General features: G+C 65.9%; 13 protein-coding genes and 1 pseudogene. 5 read left to right on the top strand and 9 right to left on the bottom strand.

The features are described from left to right. Positions 1–395: 395 nt before the first annotated feature. Positions 396–2,162: a DEAD/DEAH box helicase gene (locus CYJ22_RS03530; RefSeq protein ID WP_009054095.1), complete on the bottom strand. Its 1,767-nt coding sequence runs from the start codon at positions 2,160–2,162 to the stop codon at positions 396–398. A gap of 253 nt (positions 2,163–2,415) precedes the next feature. Here CYJ22_RS03530 and CYJ22_RS03525 point away from each other — a divergent pair, with 253 nt between their 5' ends. Then, positions 2,416–3,045, top strand: coding sequence for a ferritin-like fold-containing protein (locus CYJ22_RS03525; RefSeq protein WP_009054087.1), 630 nt, complete (start codon positions 2,416–2,418; stop codon positions 3,043–3,045). Positions 3,046–3,130: 85 nt separating this feature from the next. Here CYJ22_RS03525 and CYJ22_RS03520 read toward each other — a convergent pair whose 3' ends face one another. Beyond that, a complete protein-coding gene (locus CYJ22_RS03520) occupies positions 3,131–3,358 on the bottom strand; it encodes a DUF3107 domain-containing protein (protein ID WP_101601137.1) in 228 nt (75 codons plus the stop codon). Between the two features lie 78 nt (positions 3,359–3,436). On the opposite strand from CYJ22_RS03520, the gene CYJ22_RS03515 reads away from it, so the two are divergent. Continuing rightward, entirely contained in the window at positions 3,437–6,625 is a 3,189-nt protein-coding gene (locus tag CYJ22_RS03515; protein WP_101601134.1) for a PD-(D/E)XK nuclease family protein, read from the top strand. Between the two features lie 19 nt (positions 6,626–6,644). Beyond that, positions 6,645–10,073: an ATP-dependent DNA helicase gene (locus tag CYJ22_RS03510; RefSeq protein WP_101601132.1), complete on the top strand. Its 3,429-nt coding sequence runs from the start codon at positions 6,645–6,647 to the stop codon at positions 10,071–10,073. A 203-nt stretch (positions 10,074–10,276) separates the two neighbouring features. On the opposite strand, the gene CYJ22_RS03505 is transcribed toward CYJ22_RS03510, so the two are convergent. Beyond that, a complete protein-coding gene (locus CYJ22_RS03505; RefSeq protein ID WP_009054075.1) occupies positions 10,277–11,044 on the bottom strand; it encodes a GntR family transcriptional regulator in 768 nt (255 codons plus the stop codon). Between the two features lie 308 nt (positions 11,045–11,352). Here CYJ22_RS03505 and CYJ22_RS03500 point away from each other — a divergent pair. Together CYJ22_RS03500 and CYJ22_RS03495 are read left to right on the top strand one after the other, a co-directional pair. Beyond that, positions 11,353–11,537 (top strand): annotated as a pseudogene (locus CYJ22_RS03500) (5-deoxy-glucuronate isomerase); the annotation flags it as partial. A 418-nt stretch (positions 11,538–11,955) separates the two neighbouring features. Then, complete coding sequence (locus tag CYJ22_RS03495) at positions 11,956–13,572, top strand: MFS transporter (RefSeq protein WP_101601129.1); 1,617 nt, start codon at positions 11,956–11,958, stop codon at positions 13,570–13,572. An 867-nt stretch (positions 13,573–14,439) separates the two neighbouring features. Here the strand turns inward: CYJ22_RS03495 and CYJ22_RS03485 are convergent. The 6 genes from CYJ22_RS03485 to CYJ22_RS03460 form a co-directional block, all read right to left on the bottom strand. Continuing rightward, on the bottom strand, positions 14,440–15,543 hold the full coding sequence (locus CYJ22_RS03485; RefSeq protein ID WP_009054782.1) for a glycosyltransferase family 4 protein: 1,104 nt from the start codon (positions 15,541–15,543) through the stop codon (positions 14,440–14,442). A gap of 10 nt (positions 15,544–15,553) precedes the next feature. Next, on the bottom strand, positions 15,554–16,903 hold the full coding sequence (locus CYJ22_RS03480) for a lipopolysaccharide biosynthesis protein (protein ID WP_101601124.1): 1,350 nt from the start codon (positions 16,901–16,903) through the stop codon (positions 15,554–15,556). After that, on the bottom strand, positions 16,900–17,802 hold the full coding sequence (locus tag CYJ22_RS03475) for a LicD family protein (protein WP_101601122.1): 903 nt from the start codon (positions 17,800–17,802) through the stop codon (positions 16,900–16,902). The genes CYJ22_RS03480 and CYJ22_RS03475 overlap by 4 nt, the downstream gene beginning before the upstream one ends. A 32-nt stretch (positions 17,803–17,834) precedes the next feature. Then, positions 17,835–18,692, bottom strand: a complete 858-nt coding sequence (locus CYJ22_RS03470; RefSeq protein ID WP_009054786.1) for a LicD family protein — start codon at positions 18,690–18,692, stop codon at positions 17,835–17,837. A 62-nt stretch (positions 18,693–18,754) separates the two neighbouring features. Continuing rightward, positions 18,755–19,723 carry a DMT family transporter gene (locus tag CYJ22_RS03465; protein ID WP_101601120.1) on the bottom strand — a complete coding sequence of 323 codons (969 nt, stop codon included), beginning with the start codon at positions 19,721–19,723 and terminating at the stop codon, positions 18,755–18,757. Further along, on the bottom strand, positions 19,720–21,549 hold the full coding sequence (locus CYJ22_RS03460; protein ID WP_101601118.1) for a phosphotransferase: 1,830 nt from the start codon (positions 21,547–21,549) through the stop codon (positions 19,720–19,722). The genes CYJ22_RS03465 and CYJ22_RS03460 overlap by 4 nt, the downstream gene beginning before the upstream one ends. Positions 21,550–21,562: the final 13 nt, after the last annotated feature.

Below are 21,562 nucleotides of genomic sequence, written 5' to 3'. Positions count from 1 at the left end.
CATGTGCAGTGTTAGCGTGGAAACCCGCGCGCAAGCTTGTTAGTGATGAGGTGGTGCACCCGATCCGTAGGCATTACACCCCTTCTGATCGGGTGCACTGCGACGGATCGGGTGCAGCGCGACGGATCGGGTGCAGCGCTGCCTGGCCGGGCCCAGTTGGACGCCGGCATGTGCAGTGTCAGCGAGGAAACCCGCGTACAAGCTTGTAACCGATGAGGTGTTACACCCGATCGGGAAGATTCAACCCCTTCTGATCTGGTTGAATCTTCGCTAACGGGTTGAATGTTCCCGATCAGGTTGAATCTTGCCGCGCCCTGAGGCCCCAAACAGAGCAGGGGCCCAAGCCTTTCGGCTCGGACCCCTCCTCATGTCGTATCAGTGCGACGCTTAGCGCCTCACTCGCCGCCCTTGCGGCGGCGGATGCGCTTGCGGGCGCGGGGTGCGCCCTCAGATGCCTCACCCGCATGCTGCGAGTGCTCGCCGCGGCCACGGCCACGCGTGCCGCGGTCGGAGCGGCCGCCCTTGCCGGCGTTCAGCGTGCGATCGCCGTCCTGGGAGCCGCGACGCGACCCGCGCGAACGCGACGCGTCGGAGGAAGCAGCTGAACCACCACGCGACGAACGACCGCGGCCACCACGTGAGCCGCCACGCGAGCCACCGGAACCCGAACGCGAGCCGCCACGGCCTCGTCCCTCGGAGCGGGGAGCGGAGCCGCCCAGGTCCTCGAGGACCTCGGCGTCCAGGCCCGCGCGCGTGCGCTTGGCGCGCGGCAGACGACCGGTCGTGCCCTCCGGGATATCCAGGTCGGTGAACAGGTGGGGGGAGGTGTGGTAGGTCTCGAGCGGATCCGGCACACCCAGGCCCAGGGCCTTGGAGATCAGCGACCAGCGCGGCGTGTCGTCCCAGTCGACGAAGGTGACGGCCGTGCCCGAGTTACCGGCGCGGCCCGTGCGGCCGATGCGGTGGATGTAGATCTTCTCGTCTTCGGGGCACTGGTAGTTGATGACGTGCGTGACGTCGTCGACGTCGATGCCTCGCGCGGCGACGTCGGTGGCGACCAGGACGTCGACCTTGCCGTTACGGAAGGCGCGCAGGGCCTGCTCGCGGGCGCCCTGGCCCAGGTCGCCGTGCAGCGAGCCGACCGCGAAACCGCGGGCGGTCAGGTCCTCGCCGAGGCGGGCGGCGGTGCGCTTGGTACGGCAGAAGATGACGGTGCGGCCGCGGCCCTCCGCCTGGAGGATGCGGGCGACGACCTCGACCTTGTTCATGGCGTGAACGCGGTAGATGACCTGCTTGACCGTGTTGACGGTCTGGTTCTGGTCGTCGGGGTCCTGTGCACGGATGTGGGTGGGCTGGACCATGAAGCGGCGGGCGAGGGCCACGACGGGGCCGGGCATGGTGGCGGAGAACAGCATGGTGTGGCGGTTCTCGGGGACGCGGCTGAGCAGCGTCTCGACGTCGGGCAGGAAGCCCAGGTCGAGCATTTCGTCGGCCTCGTCGAGGACGACGGTCTCGACGCCGGACAGGTGCAGGTGGCCCTTGCGCAGCAGGTCGATGAGGCGGCCGGGCGTGCCCACGACGATGTCGGCGCCACGCTCGAGAGCCTCGATCTGGGGTTCGAAGGCGACGCCGCCGTAGATCTCAACGATGCGGGTCGACAGGTACTTGGCGGCTTCGCGCAGGTCCTGGGCGACCTGCTTGGTGAGTTCGCGGGTCGGCAGGATAATGAGCGCCTGCGGCTTGTTCGGGTTGAGGAGGTCCTCGTAGCCTTCTTCGTCGGGCGCGATGACGTCCTCGAGGACGGGGATGCCGAAGCCGAGGGTCTTGCCGGTGCCGGTCTTGGCCTGGCCGATGATGTCGTGGCGGTCCAGCGCGGGGCCGAGGGTGAGGGCCTGGATCGGGAAGGGGTGCGTGATGCCCTTGTCTTCGAGGGCGTCGACGATCGGGTCGGTGACGCCGAAGTCGGCGAAGGACTTCTTGTCGAGATCCTCGCCCTTGCCGGAAATGTCCGGGGTGGCTTCTTCGACCTCGGGGGCTGCGGGCTTGATGTTGCCGAGGCGGACGACGCCTGCGGAGTATTCGACGGACGAGGCCGGGGTGGCCTTCTCGGTGGTGTCAACGTCGGTGGTGGGCACAGTTGCCTCAGTGCTCGTGTTGGTCACGATCTACCTTGTCTCCCGGGCTTTTCCGGGGTTGGGGTCGGTGCCGATCGCGCATTATCTGGCGCGGGGATTCTCGTCCGCGCGTACGTGTTATGTCTCAAGAATGCGACCGGTCTTCCGGTGGTCACCTTTCAGTGTAATGGTGTGTGAGGAGTTCGCGGGGGAGGGGCTGGTCACAGAGACAGGCACTAATCGGGAAGAACAGGGTCCCATGCGGCGGGCCGTGGAGCTTGTCAGGCACTATGCTGGAGTCATGGCACACGAGTTTGAATCCGTCCCCGCCGACGACGCCGAAGTCCTTGGTATTCTCGCCTATTCGTCGCTCGCGTTCATGACGCGCCTGGCGAAGGACGGCGAGCAGGCCCCCACGTTCGAGGCCCACGTGGAGCATGCGCGCATGGCGGCGCGCTGCTTCAAGCTCTACCAGCAGCTGGAGCTGTGGAGTGAGCACCGCGGCTTTGATCTGCTGGCGGCTGGTGATGCGTTCTCGGGCGCGTACGACGATCTGGATGCGCGCACGCGTCCGACGACGTTCGCGGAGCGCGCTGTCAAGACGTTCATTACCCGCGGCATGCTGGGCGACATGCTGATTCGCGTCGCGCAGGTGCACGGTCTGTTTGAGGGGATCGAGGACGTGTGGCCCTTCGAGCAGGGGCACTGGGTGCGCGCGCACCTGGGCCCGCAGATCGAGGCGGATGAGCAGCTGTCGGCGCGCCTGTCCCTGTGGGGCCGCCGCGTGGCGGGCGAGGCCCTCGGCCTGGTGCGCGCGACGCTGTTCACCTACCCGTCGCTGGCTGCGTCCCCGGAGAACGTCGACGAGATCACGGAGTACGTGATCAAGCGCCACGGGGAGCGCATGAAGGACATTCACCTGAAGGCCTGAGGCCACAGGATAGAGACGAGGCCGGGGTTCCTCGGGCGGTATCGCGACCGCTCGGGTTCCCCGGCCTCGTTCGTCTGGGCGCGATTCAGTGAATTGCGAAGCCGACGCGGCGCTCGGTCTTGGCGGCGATCTGCACGTATGCGAGGGCGTGGGCGGGCACGAGGGTGCGCTGGCCCTTGGTGTCGGTGAGGTCGAGGACGCCGTGATCGGAGGCAAGGGCCTCGTTGACCTTGGCCGTGAGCTCGCTTTCGGTCATGTCGACGTCGAAGCCGAGCAGGTTCTTGTTGCCGCGGATGCCGATGAGGATCTCCATGATGACTCCTTGCTGGTAAATGTCGTCACGCCCATCATATGTGCCGCAGATGTGGGTGGGGTCTGCGAGTATTGCGTTATGAGCGAAATTCAGGTCAGGTTGCGCAGCCGCAGCGCCGATTGGTGGCGTCTGCCGGAGCTGAACGCGCGCCAGCGTGCGGTTGTGGACGCGGCGCGCTCGGGCGACGTGATTGCGCGCGGCGCGCCGTCGTCGGGCCGCTCGACGTGTGCCCTGGCCGTGTTCGAGCAGGCGGCCTCCCAGGGCCGCTCCGCGATGATTCTTGCTCCCGATCGCACGCGTGCCGATGTGCTGACCCCGCGCGCGCAGGCGCTTGGCCCGGACACGGTGCGTCCGGTGCGTACCCCCGCCTCTTTCGCCTATCAGGTGGTGGCCACCTGGCGCACCCAGCGCGACGTGCCGTTGGAGGGGGTCGAGCTGGTGACGGGCGCGGCGCAGGACCAGATGCTCGCCGAGGCCCTGGAGTCCGTGGAGGCCCCGTGGCCCGAGGACATTGGCCCGCAGATGCGCGCGATGCCGGCGTTCCGCGCTGAGCTGCGTAACCTCGTGGCCCGCGCGGGCGAGGCTGGGATGGACGCGGCCGAGTTGTCCGAGGCCGGGGTCCGGTTTGGCCGTCCGGAGTGGCAGGGTGCGGGCGCGATAGTCGCCGCGCTGGAGGAGGGGCCCGAGCGTTCCCCGGAGTATCCGCGCACCCTGCGCGTGGACCTGTCGCGTATCCAGGCGCTCGCGGCCGACCTGATTGACGCATGGGAGCAGGACGCGCCGAAGCGCGGTGTGCAGGCGCCGTGCCCGGTGCCCGATGTGGTGATCGTCGATGACCTGCAGGATTGCACGCCTTCGACGCTGAGGTTGCTGGAAGCCTGCCGCGACGCGGGCGCGCGGATCGTCGCTTTCTCGGATTCCGATGTGGCCGTGGCCGGATATCGCGGCGGCGAGCCGCACCTGGACCGCAGGCTTGCTAGTGCTCTTGGTGTCGAGATCGCTGAGCTGGGCCAGGTCTACGACATGTCCCGCGCCGTGCGGGAGCTGGCGCGCCAGGCATGCGCGCGCATCGCACAGTCCGGATCGCCCGCCCGGCGCGAGGCCGACGTCGCAGACGATGCCTCCCAGGGACGTCTGTTCACGCACCTGGGTGCGACGCCCTCGCAGATGGGCGCGCTCATCGCGCGCGCCCTCAGGTCCCACCACCTGCACGACGGCATTGACTTTTCGGATCAGGTCGTCATCGTGCGCAGTGCGTCGATGGTCGCCGAAACACGCCGCTACCTGGAGCGCGGCGGCGTGCCCGTCGCGGGAGGCAGTCGCGCCTTCGACTTTGCAACACAGCCGACCACGCGCCTGCTCCTGGACCTCGTGACCATGCCGACGGGCCAGAGCGACACGGACGTGGCCGTGCGCCGCGAGCTCGCCGAGCGCCTCCTGCCTTCGCCCCTCGTGCGCGCTGACGCGCTCGCGGTCCACCGGCTGCTGCGCCGCCTGAACGCCGCACGTGCCCAGGCCGCGGAGGAGGCCGGAGAGGAGACCACGCCGATTCCTCTGACGATGGCCGACCTTGTCAGTGACCCGCAGACCTGGCGGCCCGACCTGGAGCAGGCCGAGCAGGCGGGCGGCAAGCGCGCCCGCGCCGCAGCAATGCTCGCGCGGCCCCTCGAGACCGCCGCGCGCCTGTGGGAGCTGGGGATGAGCGGCAGCGCGCGCCCCCAGGAACGCCTGTGGTCCCTGTGGGAGGCGTCCGGGGTGGCCAATGAGTGGCGCTCGCGGGCCATCGCATCGGACGAGTCGTCGGGCTGGTACGACGACCAACTCGACGCCGTCGTGGCCCTCCTGCGCGTCGCCGACGTGTGGGAGCAGCGCAACCCGGCCGGCTCGGCCGTACGCTTCGCCTCCGAGCTGTTGGCTGGCTCGGTCCCTATTGACACGATTTCGCGCGTGGGCGTGCGCCCGGGCGGCGTCGAGGTCCTCACCCCCGCGCAGGCGATGGGGCGCCACTGGCAGGTCGTCGTCCTCGCGGGCCTGCAGGACGGGGCCTGGCCGAACCTGCGCCTGCGCGACCGGATCCTGCGCGCCGACCTCCTCGCGGACGTGGGCGCGGGCCGCGTCGCCGTGGGCGAGGATGGGCGCGAGGAACTCATCGACTCGACGAGGGCAGCTCGGCGCGCGGTGATGGACGACGAGTATCGCCTCTTCGTCGCGGCCGTGACGCGCTCGCGCAGCATCGTGCACGCCGGTGCGGTGCGCTCGGAGGACGCGGCGCCCTCGGTGTTTTTCGACCTGGTGGCGCGCCTGGCAGGCACCCATCGAGAGAACGACATTGTGCCGGTGGATCCGGTCGAGGCACCGCTGTCCCTGTCCGGGCACATCGCGGACCTGCGGGCGCGTGCGGCAAAACCTGACGATCCGGCTGACGCTCAGCTCGCCGCCACCCTGTTGGCCCTGATGGCGCGCGAAGACGTGCTCTCTGCGCAGCCGCAGCGGTGGCTGGGTGCGGGCGGTACGCCCACGACTGATGAGGAGTACGCGGGTGAGCTCACGCTGTCTCCCTCGCAATTCGAGCGCGCGCTGGCGTGCCCGCTGCGCTGGTTCCTCACCACGATCGGAGCGGATGGCCCATCGAACGCGGCAGCCAGCCTCGGTACCCTGATTCACGCCGTGGCCGAGGAGCACCCGCACGGCACGCCGGAGGAACTCACCGAGGCGCTCGAGGCTCGCATCGAGGAGCTGGGTTACAACCTGGACACGTGGGCGGGGCGGCACTCGGATCGTCGTGCGCGTGCCATCGTTGAGAACCTGGCGTCATACCTCGTGGGCGTTCCCGGCAGGGTGGACGTCGAGCAGAAGGTCGAGGCGCAGGTTGAAGGTGTGACTATCCGGGGCCGGATGGACCGCATCGAGTACGTTGATGAGGGCGTGCGCGTGACGGACCTCAAAACGGGGAGCAATTCGGATCCGTATCGAAAGGTTGACGAGAACGCGCAGCTGGCGGCTTACCAGCTGGCGCTTCTTGCCTCAGGTGAGGACGTTGCGGGCGCTCGCATCGCGCTGCTCGGCACGAAGAAGAAGCCTCAGACGTTCGATCAGAAGCCACTGCAGGGTGAGGCGCTTGCACAGTGGCGCAACAAGGTTCGTGAGGTCGCTGCGTCCGCGCGAGGCCCCTACTTTGAGGCGCGTCCCTCGGATGCGGCCTGCGCGTACTGTTCTTTCGATCGGCTGTGCCCGGCACGCGAGCGCGGCCACAAGGTGGTGGAGTGACGTGGAAAAGGACAGAGCGATGAATCTTGGTGCCCTGCAGATCCAGGCAATCGTCGACGCGACGAAGACGCCGACGCCCGAGCAGGTGCGCGTGGTCGAGGCTCCGCGCCGCCCGCTCCTCGTCGTCGCGGGCGCCGGGTCGGGCAAGACCGAGACCATGTCGATGCGGGTCCTCTGGCTCCTGGCGAACCATCCGGACCTGACCCCGTCGTCGATCCTTGGCCTCACCTTCACGCGCAAGGCCGCCGGCGAGCTGGGGGAGCGCCTGCGTGAGCGCATCCGACTGCTCTCTCGCGAGATGCCCCAGCTGCGTGAGCGCCTCGACGAGGACCCGGTGGCGCTGACCTACAACTCCTTCGCGGAGCGCATCGTCTCCGAGCACGGTATGCGCATCGGCCTCGATCCGGATTTTTCGATGCTGTCCGAGGCCGGGGCGATCGACCTCATGACGCAGATCGTTGAGTCGTGGCCCACCGACCTGGATGATGAGCTCACCCCGGCCGGCGTCGTTGGAAAGGTCCTGCACCTCGCGGGCGAAATTGCGGAGCACGGCTATACAGTGGAGAGTGCGCGCGAGGCCCTGGAGGAGTTTGGGCGCGAGCTCGAGCAGGTGGGGCGCGGGAACGAGAAGTCTCGCAAGGCCATGGATGTGAACTCGCGTCGCATCGCCTTCTTGGGCTCGATCGCCGCCTTCCAGCAGCGGAAACGCGAGATGGGCGTCCTGGATTTTTCCGATCAGCTGGTCCTCGCCACGCGTATCGTGCGCGAGGCGCCGGCGGTTCGTGCGTCCCTGCGCGAGGAATTCCGCGCGGTCCTGCTCGACGAGTTCCAGGACACCTCGGTGATCCAGATGGAACTGCTGTCGATGCTCTTCTCAGATCATGCGGTCACCGCAGTGGGAGACCCGAATCAGGCGATTTACGGCTGGAGGGGTGCCTCGGCCTCGTCCCTTGAGTCCTTCTTGGATCGGTTCCAGACGGGTGAGGCGGAGGAGAGTCAGACCCTCACCCTGTCGACTGCCTGGCGTAACGACGTGTCGATCCTGGACGCTGCGAACAGGGTGGCGGCGCCCCTGCGTGAGGTGCCCTCCTTCCAGGTGGGCAAGCAGGAGCTCAAGGCGCAGTCCCCCGTCCTGGTTCCCCGGGGTGGGGCGGGGCCCGGAGCCGTCGACATTGCTTTCACGCAGGATTACGACGAGGCGCTCGGCGCGATGGTCGATTTCGTGCAGCGGGTGCGCTCGCAACCGGTTAAGGACGGCAAGCGGCGCAGCGTCGCCGTGTTGAGCAGGCAGCGTCGGGACTTTCCGTTGATCGACGATGCCCTGCGTGAGGCTGGGATCCCGACGGAGATCGTGGGCCTGGGTGGTCTGCTCGATCAGCCTGCCGTGCAGGATGTGCGCGCCGCCTTGGAACTGGCATACGACGTGGAGGCATCCCCGTGGCTGGCTCGTCTGCTGGCTGGCATTGACCTGGGTGCGGCCGACCTGATGGCGCTGGGTGACTGGGCGCGTTTCCTGGCACGTCAGGAGGGTGTTCACCCTCATCAGGCGATCCTTTTGGATGCGGTGGATTCCCCTCCGAAGCCCGGGTGGGCGGCCGAGGGACATCCTGCGATCAGCGAGGAGGCGGTGCGCCGCGTGCGCCTGTTGGCTGAGCGACTGCGTCAGGTCCGTGAGGGGGTGGGGCGTTCGATCACCGAGCAGGTCGAGCGCGCGATCCTCATCATGGGCACCTTGGACGACGTGATTGCGGACCCACTGTCGATGGGAGGCCGCGCCGCACTCGATGAGTTCATTTCTGTGGCTGCAGCCTACGAGCAAGAGACTCCGGGTGCGTCCCTTGGGTCTTTCCTGGCGTATCTGGACATGGCGGAGAAGCGTGAGGACGGACTGGATGCTCCGCTGGGCGAGCCGGACCCGAACGCCGTGCAGATCCTGACCGTCCACGGCTCGAAGGGCCTTGAATGGGATGGGGTTGTGGTGTTTGGGCTGGCCGATGGCTCGTTCCCCCTGTACAAGAGCAAGAGTCGACCGTGGACGGATGGTCCTCCCGCGAACAAGGCATGGGTGACCGACGCCGGCTCGTTGCCGCATCCGTTGCGAGGGGATCGAGCAGATCTGCCGCCTTTTGAGTTCGACGTTGAGGGGGCAAAGAATCCGTCGACTGCCTTCAAGCAGTGGCTGGAGGGCGAGTACGGTGCTTCCCTCGGGGAGCACGCGGAGCGCGAGGAGCGTCGCCTGGCCTACGTGGCCATGACACGTGCGCGCAGCGCTCAGCTGTTGGTGGGCTCCTGGACGTCTGGGTTCAATAAGAAGGTGACGCATCCGTCGCGCTATCTGATGGATGCCAGTGCCCAGCTCTTCGAGCACACGCCTGGCGCCTCGTCGGGCACGGTCGGTGCCATCGAAGACCCGCAGATGTGGTCCAACGGGCGGTGGCGTGACCACGCCGTGAAGTCCTCGGTGGGGGAGGGCAGGTGCTTGATGATGCCTGTCCCCCAGGCCGAGGAAGGTAGTGAACAGGGCGCGGTTGTGCGGGTGTTTGAGACCTTCCCGCAGGAGCCGGGTCCCTCGCGTCAGCGCGTTGCGGCTGCCGCTGCAGCAGTGCAGGCGCAGATCGACGCGATGCCTCAGGATCAGGACGTCTACGAGGCCTTGGCGCAGCTGGGGGATGACCCCGCGGTGCGCGATACGGTCGCTCTCATCGAGGAATACCACCTGTCCCGGCAGACGCCCGTCCTCGATCTGTGGGCGGAGCGCGTTCCCGCGACCTCCGTGTCGGCCCTCCTGCAGGACGCGGATGAGTTCGCGCGAGATATGCGCCGACCCATGCCGGCTCGCCCCAGCTCGTTCTCCGCGCTGGGCACGGTGTTTCACGCGTGGGTGGAGCGCGAGCTTCACCTCGCGAGCGCGGATCCGGCCTCGGAGATCACCGCGGGCAACGAGGTGGGTGCGGGTGAGGATGCCGTGCTGGCCGGCGGTGGCGACGGAGCTGACGAGGCCCTGCTGACGGATGGTGAGCGTGAGCGTCTCGAGCGCCTGCGCGCGAACTTCCGAGTCTTTGTGTCTGAGGAACTCGCGGACTATCGGGCCGTTGCGATCGAGGAGGCCTTCTCGGTGGAGGTGGGCGGAGTGTCCGTCCAGGGGCGCATCGACGCCGTGTTCGAGCGAGTCAGCGGCGACGGTCCCCGCTACCTGGTCGTCGACTGGAAGAGTGGACGCCCGGTGAGCGCGGCGACCAAGCCGGACAAGGTCGCGTACTTCGTGACTCAGCTGCGCCTGTACCGGCGTGCGTGGGCCGCCCGCATGGGCGTGGACGCGTCCGAGGTGGGTGCAATGGTCGCCTTCCTGGCGGGGCCCTCGCATCACACGCTCGAGAGCCTGGAAGGCATGATCGCTGGAGCGGAAATTTCCCTGGATGAGGCGCTGAAGGAAGTATTGCGTCCATGATCATGCACCCCGAACAATTACGAGTTTTGCTCGTGTAATCAGATTTGCGCAATTGTCATTTAAGGTAAGAGCAAAGTGGTGGGCGGTGTCATGGGGTGTAAGCACTTCTTCGTAATTGCTTCCGACTCTCGCGGCAAACAACAAGTCTACGGGGACTGCTTCTGGCTTTCGACGATTTATTAGGACAAAGTATCAATACCCTGTCACTGGGCGAAAAGGCTAGCCTCGAAGGAGTATCGCGATGCGCGGTAGATGTGGTCGCCGTACTCGACAATGCGTCCCGAGGGGTCGTATGTCGTGCGCTGGGTCGTCAGTAGGGCGGCGCCGCGGTGCTCGGACAGGAGCTTGGCTTCCTTTGTTGTCGCGCTGCGGGCGCCGATCACCTGGCGGGCCGAGGCCAGGGTGACCCCGCGCTCGCGCATCAGGTCGTAGAGGGAGGCGGACTCGAGCTCCTGCATGGTCGGCGCGATGTCCGTCGGGATGAAGTTGGTAAGCACGGCGATCGGCTCGTCGTTGGCAAAACGCGTGCGCTCAATGTGGACGATGAGTGTTCCCTCGGTGATCTTGAGGACGTCGGCTTCCTGAGCGTTGGCAGGGCGCGCCTCGTAGCGCTGGATCGTCGTGTGGACCTTGTGGCCGGCGTTGACAAGGTCGCGCATGAGGGAGGTGAGCTCCATGGGGCGGTGAACGTGGCGCGGGGACACGATTGTACCGACGCCGCGGCGGCGCGTCAGGAGGCCGCGGTCAACGAGGCGCTGGAGCGCCTGTCGTGCCGTGGGGCGGGAGACATGCAGTCGCGCAGCCATAGACAGTTCGTCCTCCAGGCGCGTGTCCGCAGGCAGGGCGCCGGAGTTGATGAGCTGTGCGATGGGTTCTGAAATCTGGAAGTACAGCGGCACGGGGGAGGAACGGTCCAGCGTGATGTCTGGAACGTAGGGGGTGTTCTCCGAGGTGGGCGATGCTTTCGACATGTCAAACCTTCGTGTGCGGCGCAATGACGTGTTAATTAAATATGGTTACATGGTATCAGTGTTGATGTTGGAGGGGGGCGATGTTCTGTTGCATATTGTGTGGACAAAGCGTGACGATTGTTTGTCGAGTGCGCCCTTGGATCCTCAGCTTAACGGGCTACTCTGATGGAGGGGAAGGACACGCTCATGTTCTTTGACTGCCACTATGTCGAAATTATGACAATGGGCGTTCAGGCATCGACATCTTTCCACTCCAAAACAGCGCATATTGTGAAGACGACGCCTACTAGCGCAAGAGCCAGGTCCGCGTCGACGTGTGCTGCGAGGTCTACGACGGCGATGTTGCCCCCCGTGCGCCACGGCTACCTCGGTCCCTGCGTCGCAGCCCCCGGCTACGACATGTACTACCTGAACGTCATGGCCGGTCTGAACGAGGACCTCGTGTGGCTTGCCCCCCGACAACCCGGCCCACCACTGGATCCGCGCGACCTGGGTACACCTGGAAGAGGGCGCCTCCCCATGGACATGTAAGAAAGCCGCGAAAGGATTACCCACGAGCAACGAAGACTACAAGGGAACCGCGCGCCTGACGGTCGCACTGGCGATCATTCGCTTCCTGTCCAACCAGTACACCGGGCGCGACGGCGTTGAACTCCTGAAGGGGCAGCTTCCTGAGTGGAGGAGTAGGGACGCCGTTCCTGCCCTCCGTGCTATACAGCCATAGGTGTGGGCTTGAGTGCGCCGGCGACGAGGTGTTTGCGGGCGCCTTGACCTTGATATCCTCAAGGGGTGCGACCGTCGTCCGTCTGATATCTGCCGGGAAGCGGTGCGTACACGGGCGCGGCATTATGCTAAAGGTGCTGTCTCGTTCATCCGGATCGCTCCGACGAGGAAGTGCAGAGGAGAACCATATGCCACACACTCCAACGATTGACGACTACACGCCCGACAGGGTGCGCGAGCTCGTCGAGAAGACCCCCGCTTCCGGTGCGAAGCGCTCCCTGGGCGCAATTGCCGCCATCGCGACGCTGGGCTCTCTCCTCTTCGGCTATGACACCGGCGTTGTCGCTGGCGCCCTGCCATACATGTACATGCCCGGAGGCGCTGGCGGTCTGAACATGACCACCTTCGAAGAAGGCTGGGTCGGCGGCCTGCTGTGCATCGGTGCTGCCGCCGGTGCGTTCTTCGGCGGACGCCTCTCCGACCGCTTTGGTCGCCGCCATAACATCACGTTGCTCGCCATCATCTTCCTGTTCGGTGCCATCGGCTGCGCGATTGCCCCGAACATCTGGGTCCTCTACCTGGCGCGTATCATCCTTGGGTTCGCGGTTGGTGGCGCTTCCGCGACGGTTCCTGTCTTCCTCAGCGAAACTGCTCCCAAGCGGCTGCGCGGTTTCCTTGTCGCGACGGATCAGATGATGATCGTCTTTGGCCAGTTCCTGGCCTTCTCTATGAACGCTGTCATCGCTCACATGCAGGGTGGTCCCACTGTCACCTTGACCGGTGATGCCGTGGATGCATCCGGGCACGTGCTCGGCCACGCTGGCACGTCTGTCGCGTGGGAGACCGTCCAGGCCGCCGTCAATATTGCGGATGTCGCCGGCACGGGCAATGGTCTGACCTGGCGCTACATGCTCATCCTGTGCTCGCTGCCCGCTATCGCCCTGTGGATCGGTATCCGCTCTGTGCCCGAGTCCTCGCGCTGGTACGCCGCCAATCTGCGCATTGTCGAGGCCATCGGCTCCCTCAAACGTGTGCGCGACGAAAAGAAGGATGACGTCGCTGGCGAGATCAACGAGATGCTTGATGTTCAGCGTGCAGAGTCTGCTCAGGAAAAGTGGTCGCTGTCCCAGATTCTCAAGGTCAAGTGGGCACGCAAGCTCCTCTACATCGGTATCGTCCTGGGTATCGCCGACCAGCTGACGGGCATCAACACGGCCATGTACTACACGCCGAAGATCCTCAACGCCGCCGGTGTTCCCATGGAAGACGCGATCACCCTGAACGTCGTCTCGGGTGGTATCTCCGCGATCGGTTCTGCCGTCGGCCTGTGGCTCGTCGCCCGCTTCGCTCGCCGTCACGTGGGTATGTATCAAGAGCTCGGCATCACGATTTCTCTGGCTGCGCTGTCTGCCGTGTTTGCAGTCTTTATCAGCCCCTACTTGGATGGCGAGGGAAATATCTCCGGTGCCCCGACCTTCGCGCCCTGGCTCGTTCTTGGCATCGTCTGCATCTTCGTGTTTATCAAGCAGTCCGGAACGGTGTCCTGGGTTCTCGTCTCCGAGATCTACCCGGCCGCTGTCCGTGGCACTGCCCTCGGTATTGCGGTGGGTACTCTGTGGCTTGCCAACGCGCTCGTAGCCGTTGTTTTCCCACCGCTCATGGCGACCGTCGGTGGCGCTGGTACGTACGCGATCTTCGCAGCCATTAACTTCCTCTCGTTCCTCTTCTACTGGAAGGTCGTCCCCGAGACGAAGTTCCACTCGCTGGAGGAACTGGAACTGAAGTTCCAGAAGGACTACTCCTGAGAACGAATAGTTCACGTCCGTGTGCCCGGTGGGGAGGCCGTCCCACCGGGTACACCTGTTTGTTGAACGGATAGGAAGGGCGATGACGACACCGCAACATCGGAGTGCACGTCGCCCGACTCGCTGCCAGTTGGTTGTGTTGAGGAGGGTGTGAGCGTTGGCGCTCCGTGCGCCCGCGAGCGACGGCGCTGGTGGGGGCGGCGTGGATCAGTGATGAACGTGTGACATGTGGATAGGTTGTGACGTTACGGATAGGTTAGGCGCATCCGGATAGGTTATTAACCTATCCGGATCGAAATAACCTATTCGCGTTGAGATAACCTATCCGCACATACTCGTCATGGCGTCGCTCTGTGAGGAGAACACGGCGTCCGTCGTATGGCTGACCTGAGGGAGAGCGCTGTCGGTCCCGCCCAGCTCGCATGCAACGGGGGGAATGGCGTCATTAGGACTCCGACACGCCGGCGACACGCCGGTGGAAGGCTTCATATGGCGCAAAAGCCCCTTTGCCGGTCCGCTTGGAGGGCGGCGCGAGGCCTGCTGGAGTGGAAGTGGCTGCGGTGCCGGTGGGTGGTGGCAGGGCCGGTGGGTAAGAGGCCGCCCGACTGGAGGGCGGCGCGAGGCCTGCTGGGTGGGTGGCTGCGGTGCCGGTGGGCGGTGGCAGGGCCAGGGCGGGCCTCGAGATCGAGCACTCCGAGCGAAGCTCGCGTGTGGCGATCTCGCGGGCGGGCCGCCGCCCACCGGCGCACAGAGCAGCCACGGGCGAGAAGACGCGGGCGGCGGGAGGCCGCACGGAGGTCTGGCGGCGGGAGGCCGCACAGAGCAGCCGCGGGCAGGCCTCGCGCGCTCACGCGGAGCTTGGGTGATTCAGGCTTCGATCAGTGACTGCGCGATGCTCGCGTACTCGCGCGCCCGGACCGGCCACGTCCACGCGTCGATCAGGCTCGGATCGCCCAGAGCAGGCGGGTTCTCCAAGAACGTGCGCAGCGACGCCACGAGAGAATCGACGGTGCGTTCGGGCGTAATGACGACCGGAAGGCCCTGGTCGGCCAGCACCTGTGCGCCCGGAACCGTGAAAGTGACGACGCGGCCGCGCTCGGCCAACGTCTCGAGGAGAGTCGTCTGGAAACCCTCCGACAGGACCGTCGGATTGACGAGGGTGGCGCCCGCCAAACGGGAACGTACCTCGTCGGCGCTCACTCGGCCAGGGGCGCTCACGGCATCGGTGAGGCCTCGTGCCGCAATGAGCTCGCGTGCAGCCTCCAGATCGGCACCCGCTCCCAGAAGCTCGCCCGTGACCTCCAGGCCGCTGGAGCGTAGCTGCGCCACGGCCTCGATAAAGGTGTCCCATCCCTTGCCCGGCACCATGCGACCGACGAAGACCAGGTGATGGGGGCGGTCCTTGATCGGCTCGTCGTGAGGCGTGGGGGGTGTGATCGCGTTGTAGAACACGCCTGCGTCGACGCCGCCGAGGCGCGATGCGAAGGCTGCGGCCTGTTCGGACACGCCCAGCACGCGGTCGGCGTGGCGCAGGACGTAGCGGCCCATGGTCACGTCCACCATGCGTGAGGCCGGAGCGATAATCGGCGAGGAGGATGCGACGAATCCCGAGCCGTGCTCGGTGTGGATGACCGGGATGCCAGCCTTGCGTGCTGCGCGCACGCCCACGAAGCTCATGGGGAAGAAGCGCGTATGGACACTTACCACGTCAATGTGCTTGGCGCGCAAGAAGCGGGCGATCGAGCGGGTTGCGCCCACGGCGGGGAAGCTGATGATGTCAGCGACCGGCAGATAGCGCTTCTTCGTTCGGATGTCGACGTGTTCTTCAGTGCGCTGACCCGGCTCATCCGAAATGGTCAAGACGTAGACCTCGTGGCCTAGCTGCGCCAGTGACACCGACAGGTGATAGATGTGCGACTCCAGGCCGCCCAGACGCGGAGGGTAACTGTTGACGACGAACGCGATGCGCATAGGGAATCCTTCAGTCGGTAGTGGGCTCGGCGCCGATGGGCGCGCGGCGGGTGGGGATCAGCATGACGGCGGTGAAGAGGAGGGCAAGCAAGCCCATGGTGGCGGCGTAGGCCAGCGACGCGCCCATCATGGCGTAGGACCGTGTGAGCGCGGGTGCGATCAGGTATGCGGTCGCGCCGGTCACCGCGAACACTGCCAGAACAGCATGCAGGCGACGCATCGTTGCCAGGGCGTAGTAGAGGATGACGCTGGCCGCGTTGAGTGCGCCCGCCAGGACGAGGACCATGAGCTCGGCGACGTAGCCCGACACGTCCGTGCCGAAGACGAGGGTCAGCAGGGGAGAACCGATCGCGTAGGTGACAGCGGCGACGATGACGAACGCGCCGGCCGTCGTCAGCAAGCCCTTACGTACGATGGCGAAGAACTCACCGCGCTTGCCCTCGGCCCAACGCAGCGCCATACGTGTGAGCAGCGGGCGGAACACGAAGAGCGAGAGCATATTGATTGCGACCGCGGGCATGTAAATGATCGCGAAGACTCCCAGCTCCTCGTCGCCGAGCGCCGCATGAATCGCGAAGCGCGGCGCGTTCGCCAGGTACTGGTTGAGGAAAGCTGCGAGGAACAGGGGGAGGCACTCCCACAGGATTCCCGCGATGCCTCGGAGATTGAACGAGGGAAGAAGGGGGAAGACACCCCGCGCGGGCAGCCCGTACGCCACGACGAGCACGACGCAGGTGACCGCGAACGTGATGAGTGTCGAGGTGAGTAGGTCCTGGGTGAACCAGTAGAGGCCCGACCACAGGAACGTGGTGGTGAAGATGCGGAGGAAACATGCCTTGCCCGCGATGTCGAGGCGGCCCGCGCGCTGGAACTCCGAGTAGTACACGTCCTCGAAGGCGTCGAAGATGCGCAGGAGCGCCATTGCGGCGATCACCGTGAACGCGGGGTAGGGGTCCTTCGTTGACGCGTTCCACGAGTGGTAGGCGATGAGGCCGACCATGACCAGGCAGGTCAGCAGGCGTGTCGACAGGTAGGTGCCGAAGTCGAAGCGACGCCGCACGTCCGTCACGTGGAAGGTGCGCACCTCGTACAGGCCGACCGTCTGATACTGCTGGCCGATCGCCAGCGCCAGCGTGAACAGTCCGTACTGGGCGCGTGCGAAGGAATCCGTGGCCCCCGATCGCATGATTGCCACACCCATGATGACCACCGCGAGACTCGACATGAGCGAGGCCGCCGTGTTCCACAGGTAGTCACGCCCCAGCTGGCCGCGCGACTCAAGGGCCTCCTCGGTGGCCTCGACCTGTGCCTCGTCGGAGGGGGACGAGGGGGGCGAGGCCGTGGTGTCCTTGTCGCTCACAGGTCGCCGTCCTCGGTCGGTGTGTCGAGGCCGGGGTCATGGGGGCCAAAGACGATGCGATACGGCTCGTGCGTGACGCGATCCTCGGGCTCGGGAATGCGCATGTAGTCGCCATAGCCTCGCGTCAACACGACGTCGTAGGCAGCGGGGATGCGCACGGTGATGTCGTCGAAAGGAACGGAGCGTGCGGGGAAGAGCTCGGCTTCCGACGCGCTCCAGCGACGAGGATCGCGCGTCGAGAAGTCGCCGTAGAGCGTCGTCCCATCCGCAGCCTTGACGGGGTTCTCACGGCCCTTGAGGGCGGCGCGCAGCCAGCGGCGGTAGAGCGAGGCCTCATTCACGCGCAGCGCGCGCATCCCCCAGTGTGTGCATGCCATCGCCGCTGCGGCAAGCTGCTTGGCGGGGGTGGGCAGGCCGGTGGGCGGGGTGGGGATGGAGCGCAGGAACATGAGGCGCGCCCACAGCCACGTGCCGCGCAGCTGCGCGCGGAAACGAGCCGGGTCCTCGGCGATCTCGTCCAGGACGAACAAGTCGACGCCGATCGGCATGCGGAATGGCCTGTCCTTGGCCACCTTGGAGATGAATTCCGAGCCTTTCAGGCCCAGCACCCCGAAGCTAATCGGGTAATCCGAGTGGGACTCGGGGGACACGATGACGAACTCGTCTCGCAGGAGGGTGGGTGCCTCGGAAATGAAGCGTTCATAGTCCGGGCGGGGCATGCACACGTCCCCGTCATCGTCCCATGGGATAAAGCCCTGATGGCGTACGGCCCCGATTGCCGTCCCACCGTAGGCGACGTAACGAATGTCCAGGAGTGTGCAGACGCGGTCGATCTCGGCCAGGCACCGCTTGGTCACGCGCTGAATGGCTGCCAGGGTTGCGGAATCAGCTTCGCTCATGAGGGTCCGATCATCAAAGAGGTACTAGAGAACTACAGGAGAGAGTCGTAGGGGCCAAAGTCGATAAACGCGGGCGCGTGGTTGTAGCGCTTGTCCTCCGGCGGCAACTGCATGTAGTCGCCGTATCCGCGCCGCAACAGCGTGTCGTACTCATTCTGGATCATGACCGTGATGTCCTCGAAGGGCACGTCGCGGGTCGGGAAAAACTCCTCCTCGCGAACGATCCAGTTCTGCGGGTCGCGCATCGTGAAGTCGGCGTACACGCCCGTACCAGTCCCCTCGTAGCGGCGAACCGCCTTCTCCCAGCGGGCCTGGAGGCTGCGCGGAGTGGCACGGAATGCCTTGAGGCCCAGGTGCGCCGCGGTCGTCGCCGAATAGATCAGCGCCTTCTTCCACGCCGGGGGATTGATCAGGTACGGGCGGGGCGTGCCCTGCAGGAAGAGGAGTCGCCCCCACCACCACGAGGCGCGCGACATCTGACGGAACGCCTTCTCGTCCTCGGGAATCTCATCCAGGGGCAAGATGTCGAGGAAGAACGGCATGCGGTACGTCGAATCGCGCGCCGCCTCCGGGACGAGAAGCGTCCCCGGCATCACCATCTTCGTGAACATGAACGGAAAGTCCGGGCACGTGCGGGTGTTATCCAGGCGGAAACGCTCATCCATGTGCTTGGGTGCTTCGACGAGGAAACGCTCGTAGTCTGCGCGCGTCATCATCACGTCGATGTCATCGTCCCACGGAACGAAGCCGCCGTGGCGAATCGCGCCGATCGCCGTGCCGCCGTAGACCGCATAGGAGACCCCGATCTGTCGGCACACCCGGTCCAGCTCGGCCAGGATCAGCGTCAGGAGCTTCTGGACCTTGCGCAGGTCGTAATCGGGTGTCGTCATCAGTCCTCCGAATATGGCAGAGCGGGTGGGCGCGTGCGCGCCCACCCGCCATTGTCTCACGGCTACTGGCCGCTGACCTTCTCCGCGCGCCTGGGAAGCAGGTCACCCCAGTTGGACGTGGCCGCCAGGACCGTGCCCACGAGGATCACGACGCAGCACACCACCTGGGTGGCCGTGGGCACCGTGCCCTGCAGGACGAGAGCGAAGATGATCGCCCACGCCGAGTAGGAGATGTTCAGGGCCATGCCGCGCGACGCACCGATCGCCGACAGGGCCTTGTAGTAGAAGAGATACGAGGCAGTGCCCGCCAAGCCGGCCAGCGCCACGACGCCCGCCGACAGGTGAGCCAGCGAGTGCAGCGTGAAGCCAAAGACGCCGGCGATGGGGGCCACGATGAACAGGTACACGACCGCCGAGGTCGTCTCGCGGATCTGGAGGGCCACCTCGTTATCCACGGCCTCGTCGCGCATGCCCCACGTGAGGATCACGGCCTCGGAACCCCAGCCAATCACGCAGGCCAGCGCGCCGATCACGCCGAGCACCGCATTGCCGCCCTCGATCGGCTCCGACGTCGCCGACCAACCCGTCGCGACGATGGCCGCGAGGGCGACCAGGAGCGCTGCGATCTGGCGGGGCGCCATGCGCTCCTTCAAGAGGATGAAAGCCAACAGGGTGCCGAGCGCCGGGTAGAATGTCGAGATGATCGCGGTCAGGCCAGGGCCGATGTTGTCGATAGCGATCAGGTAACCGCTCATGCCGATCGGGCCGCCCAGCAGAGCCGCCGCAATCACCGACTTGCCCGGGCGCGTGCGCAGCGCCGCCCAGGTGTCCTTCAGACGACCACGAACCGCCATGTACACGAGCAGAATCACGGCGCACGCGACGTCGTGCAGGACCGCGCCGGCGAGCGCCGACTGGCCGAAGTCGGCAAATGGGATCATGGCCAGTGCGATCGCCAGCACGACCGTGTCGAGGCCCCACAGGACGCCCGAGAAGAAGCCGTAGCGCTTGCCTCCGTGCTGAGTTTTCATGCCAGTTCACCTTCCGTGGAGATCTGAGTGCTCGAGGCGGCCTCGTAGGCTGCGAGCAGGGAATCGAGCGTGCGTGTCGCGTGCGAGTAGTAGATGTAGAGCCATTCGCCGACGTCGTCGCCTTCGGCCTCCTTGACCAGCGCCCACAGGTACCAGCACCAGCCGGCGAACACCTCGTAGGCGAAGAAGTGGCGCGCCTCGCGCTCGGAGGGGGCGTGGCCCAGGTAGTACTCCAGGGCGGCGGCCGCGCGCTCGCGGGTCATCTCCGCCGTGCACACGGTCATCGTGCCGAAGTCGGCGGCCATGTCCGACATGCCTGCGTACTCCCAGTCGATGAGGCTGATCTTTCCGTCCTTATCCACCAGGAAGTTCGGCGGGAAGAAGTCGTTGTGCGAGGGGACTTTATCGAAGCCATCCGCGTCAGCGAAGGCCTTCAGGCGCAGGACCTTGTCGCGCAGCTCAAAGTATCCGGGCACGTCGATGGGGCCGAAGGCCTTGAGGAGGCCCTCGTAGCGCAAGCCTTCGGTGACAAAGTCGAAGGAGCGGTCCAGCACGCGACCGGAGGTGTGCAGAGCGCGGTCCATCTCCATGGCCGCCTTGAGCTCCTCGGGGCGGGTGACGTCCAGGTTGCGCACGTCGCGCACGAAGCGCGAGATCTTCCAGCCCGCTGCGGGGTCACCCGTGAGGAAGGTGTCGTCGATGCCGAGCTCTGCGGCCAGGCGCAGGCCGGCGAACTCCGCGCTGCGGTCCACGATCTTCTCCGTGCCGATGCCCGGGTGGCGATACACGTACTCCTCGTCGCCCACCGTGAAGTGGCACGACAGGTTCGTGATGCCCTGCTTGAGCGGGTAGAAGTCGCGGATGTCCGACTTCTGACAGCCCAGGGTGGCCACAATGTGGTCGAAGACCTCCGAATCCACGTTCTCCATGAACAGGGGGTCGAAGCTGCGCAGCTCGTCGACCGAATCGAACTCGTGAATGACCCCGTCCGGGTAGCGGCGGATCACCATGTCGAACGACTTGATGTGGTCCAGGTAGATGGACTCCCACAGCTTCGAGACAGTCTCGGGCAGGTGATAGACCTGTTCGAGGATCTCGCGGAATGTCGCGGAGAAAACGCGGTCGAAGTAGACGTGGCCGAGCATGACCCACGCGTCGGCGCCACCCACGGTCGCGCCCGTGATGCGGTCGCCCGGACCCGTCTTGATGCACCACTCATCGGTGGGACCCTCAACGTAGTTCGCCGAGTAGTAGGCCTTGTAGACGTAGGGCTCGAAGGGGTTGGTCGTGAAGTAGTCGTCCGAAGAGCACACGTAGGTGTTGTCGAGGCGGTCCTTGACGAGCCAGAGGGAGCCGTTGTTGTTGCGGGTGGCGTATTCGCGGTTGACAACGATGTCGACGCCGTACTTGTCGGCCAGGTAGAAGAAGTATTCCTTCTTGTAACCAACGATCAGTGCGATGTTCGTGATGCCGGCTTCGTGGAGCTGGCGGATCTGACGCTCGACGAGGATCTCGCCGCGCACCTTGAGCGTTCCCTTGGGGCGCTCGTAGCTGATGGGGGCGAAGCGCGAGGACAGGCCTGCGGCCATGATGACGGCGCCCGTGACGCGGTAGGGCTCGAGGGCCTCGCGGCCCGCGTCGGTGATGGCGCGCTCGTCGATGTAGCCGGCGGCCTCGCATTCGCGGGTGGCGGTGTTGACGCGCCCCAGGCTCATGCCGGTGGCCTCCGACAGCGCCCGCTGCGTGAGGGGAGCGTCGGCCTTCGCCAGGGCGGTCAGGACGTTGAATTGGGGCTCGCTGAGCGTGCCGACGTTGGTCGTGGGCATGCGATCACCTTTC

The sequence above is a fragment of the Schaalia odontolytica genome (genome assembly GCF_002847525.1).
Taxonomy (GTDB): domain Bacteria; phylum Actinomycetota; class Actinomycetes; order Actinomycetales; family Actinomycetaceae; genus Pauljensenia; species Pauljensenia odontolytica_B.
This window is presented reverse-complemented; position numbering and strand designations above follow the sequence as displayed.

Excerpts from the sequence above, each read along its gene's own strand:
- CYJ22_RS03525 (WP_009054087.1), top strand. The coding sequence starts at position 2,416 with ATGGCACACGAGTTTGAATCCGTCCCCGCCGACGACGCCGAAGTCCTT.
- CYJ22_RS03520 (WP_101601137.1), bottom strand. The coding sequence starts at position 3,358 with ATGGAGATCCTCATCGGCATCCGCGGCAACAAGAACCTGCTCGGCTTC.
- CYJ22_RS03515 (WP_101601134.1), top strand. The coding sequence starts at position 3,437 with ATGAGCGAAATTCAGGTCAGGTTGCGCAGCCGCAGCGCCGATTGGTGG.
- CYJ22_RS03510 (WP_101601132.1), top strand. The coding sequence starts at position 6,645 with ATGAATCTTGGTGCCCTGCAGATCCAGGCAATCGTCGACGCGACGAAG.
- CYJ22_RS03505 (WP_009054075.1), bottom strand. The coding sequence starts at position 11,044 with ATGTCGAAAGCATCGCCCACCTCGGAGAACACCCCCTACGTTCCAGAC.
- CYJ22_RS03495 (WP_101601129.1), top strand. The coding sequence starts at position 11,956 with ATGCCACACACTCCAACGATTGACGACTACACGCCCGACAGGGTGCGC.
- CYJ22_RS03485 (WP_009054782.1), bottom strand. The coding sequence starts at position 15,543 with ATGCGCATCGCGTTCGTCGTCAACAGTTACCCTCCGCGTCTGGGCGGC.
- CYJ22_RS03475 (WP_101601122.1), bottom strand. The coding sequence starts at position 17,802 with ATGAGCGAAGCTGATTCCGCAACCCTGGCAGCCATTCAGCGCGTGACC.
- CYJ22_RS03470 (WP_009054786.1), bottom strand. The coding sequence starts at position 18,692 with ATGACGACACCCGATTACGACCTGCGCAAGGTCCAGAAGCTCCTGACG.
- CYJ22_RS03465 (WP_101601120.1), bottom strand. The coding sequence starts at position 19,723 with ATGAAAACTCAGCACGGAGGCAAGCGCTACGGCTTCTTCTCGGGCGTC.
- CYJ22_RS03460 (WP_101601118.1), bottom strand. The coding sequence starts at position 21,549 with ATGCCCACGACCAACGTCGGCACGCTCAGCGAGCCCCAATTCAACGTC.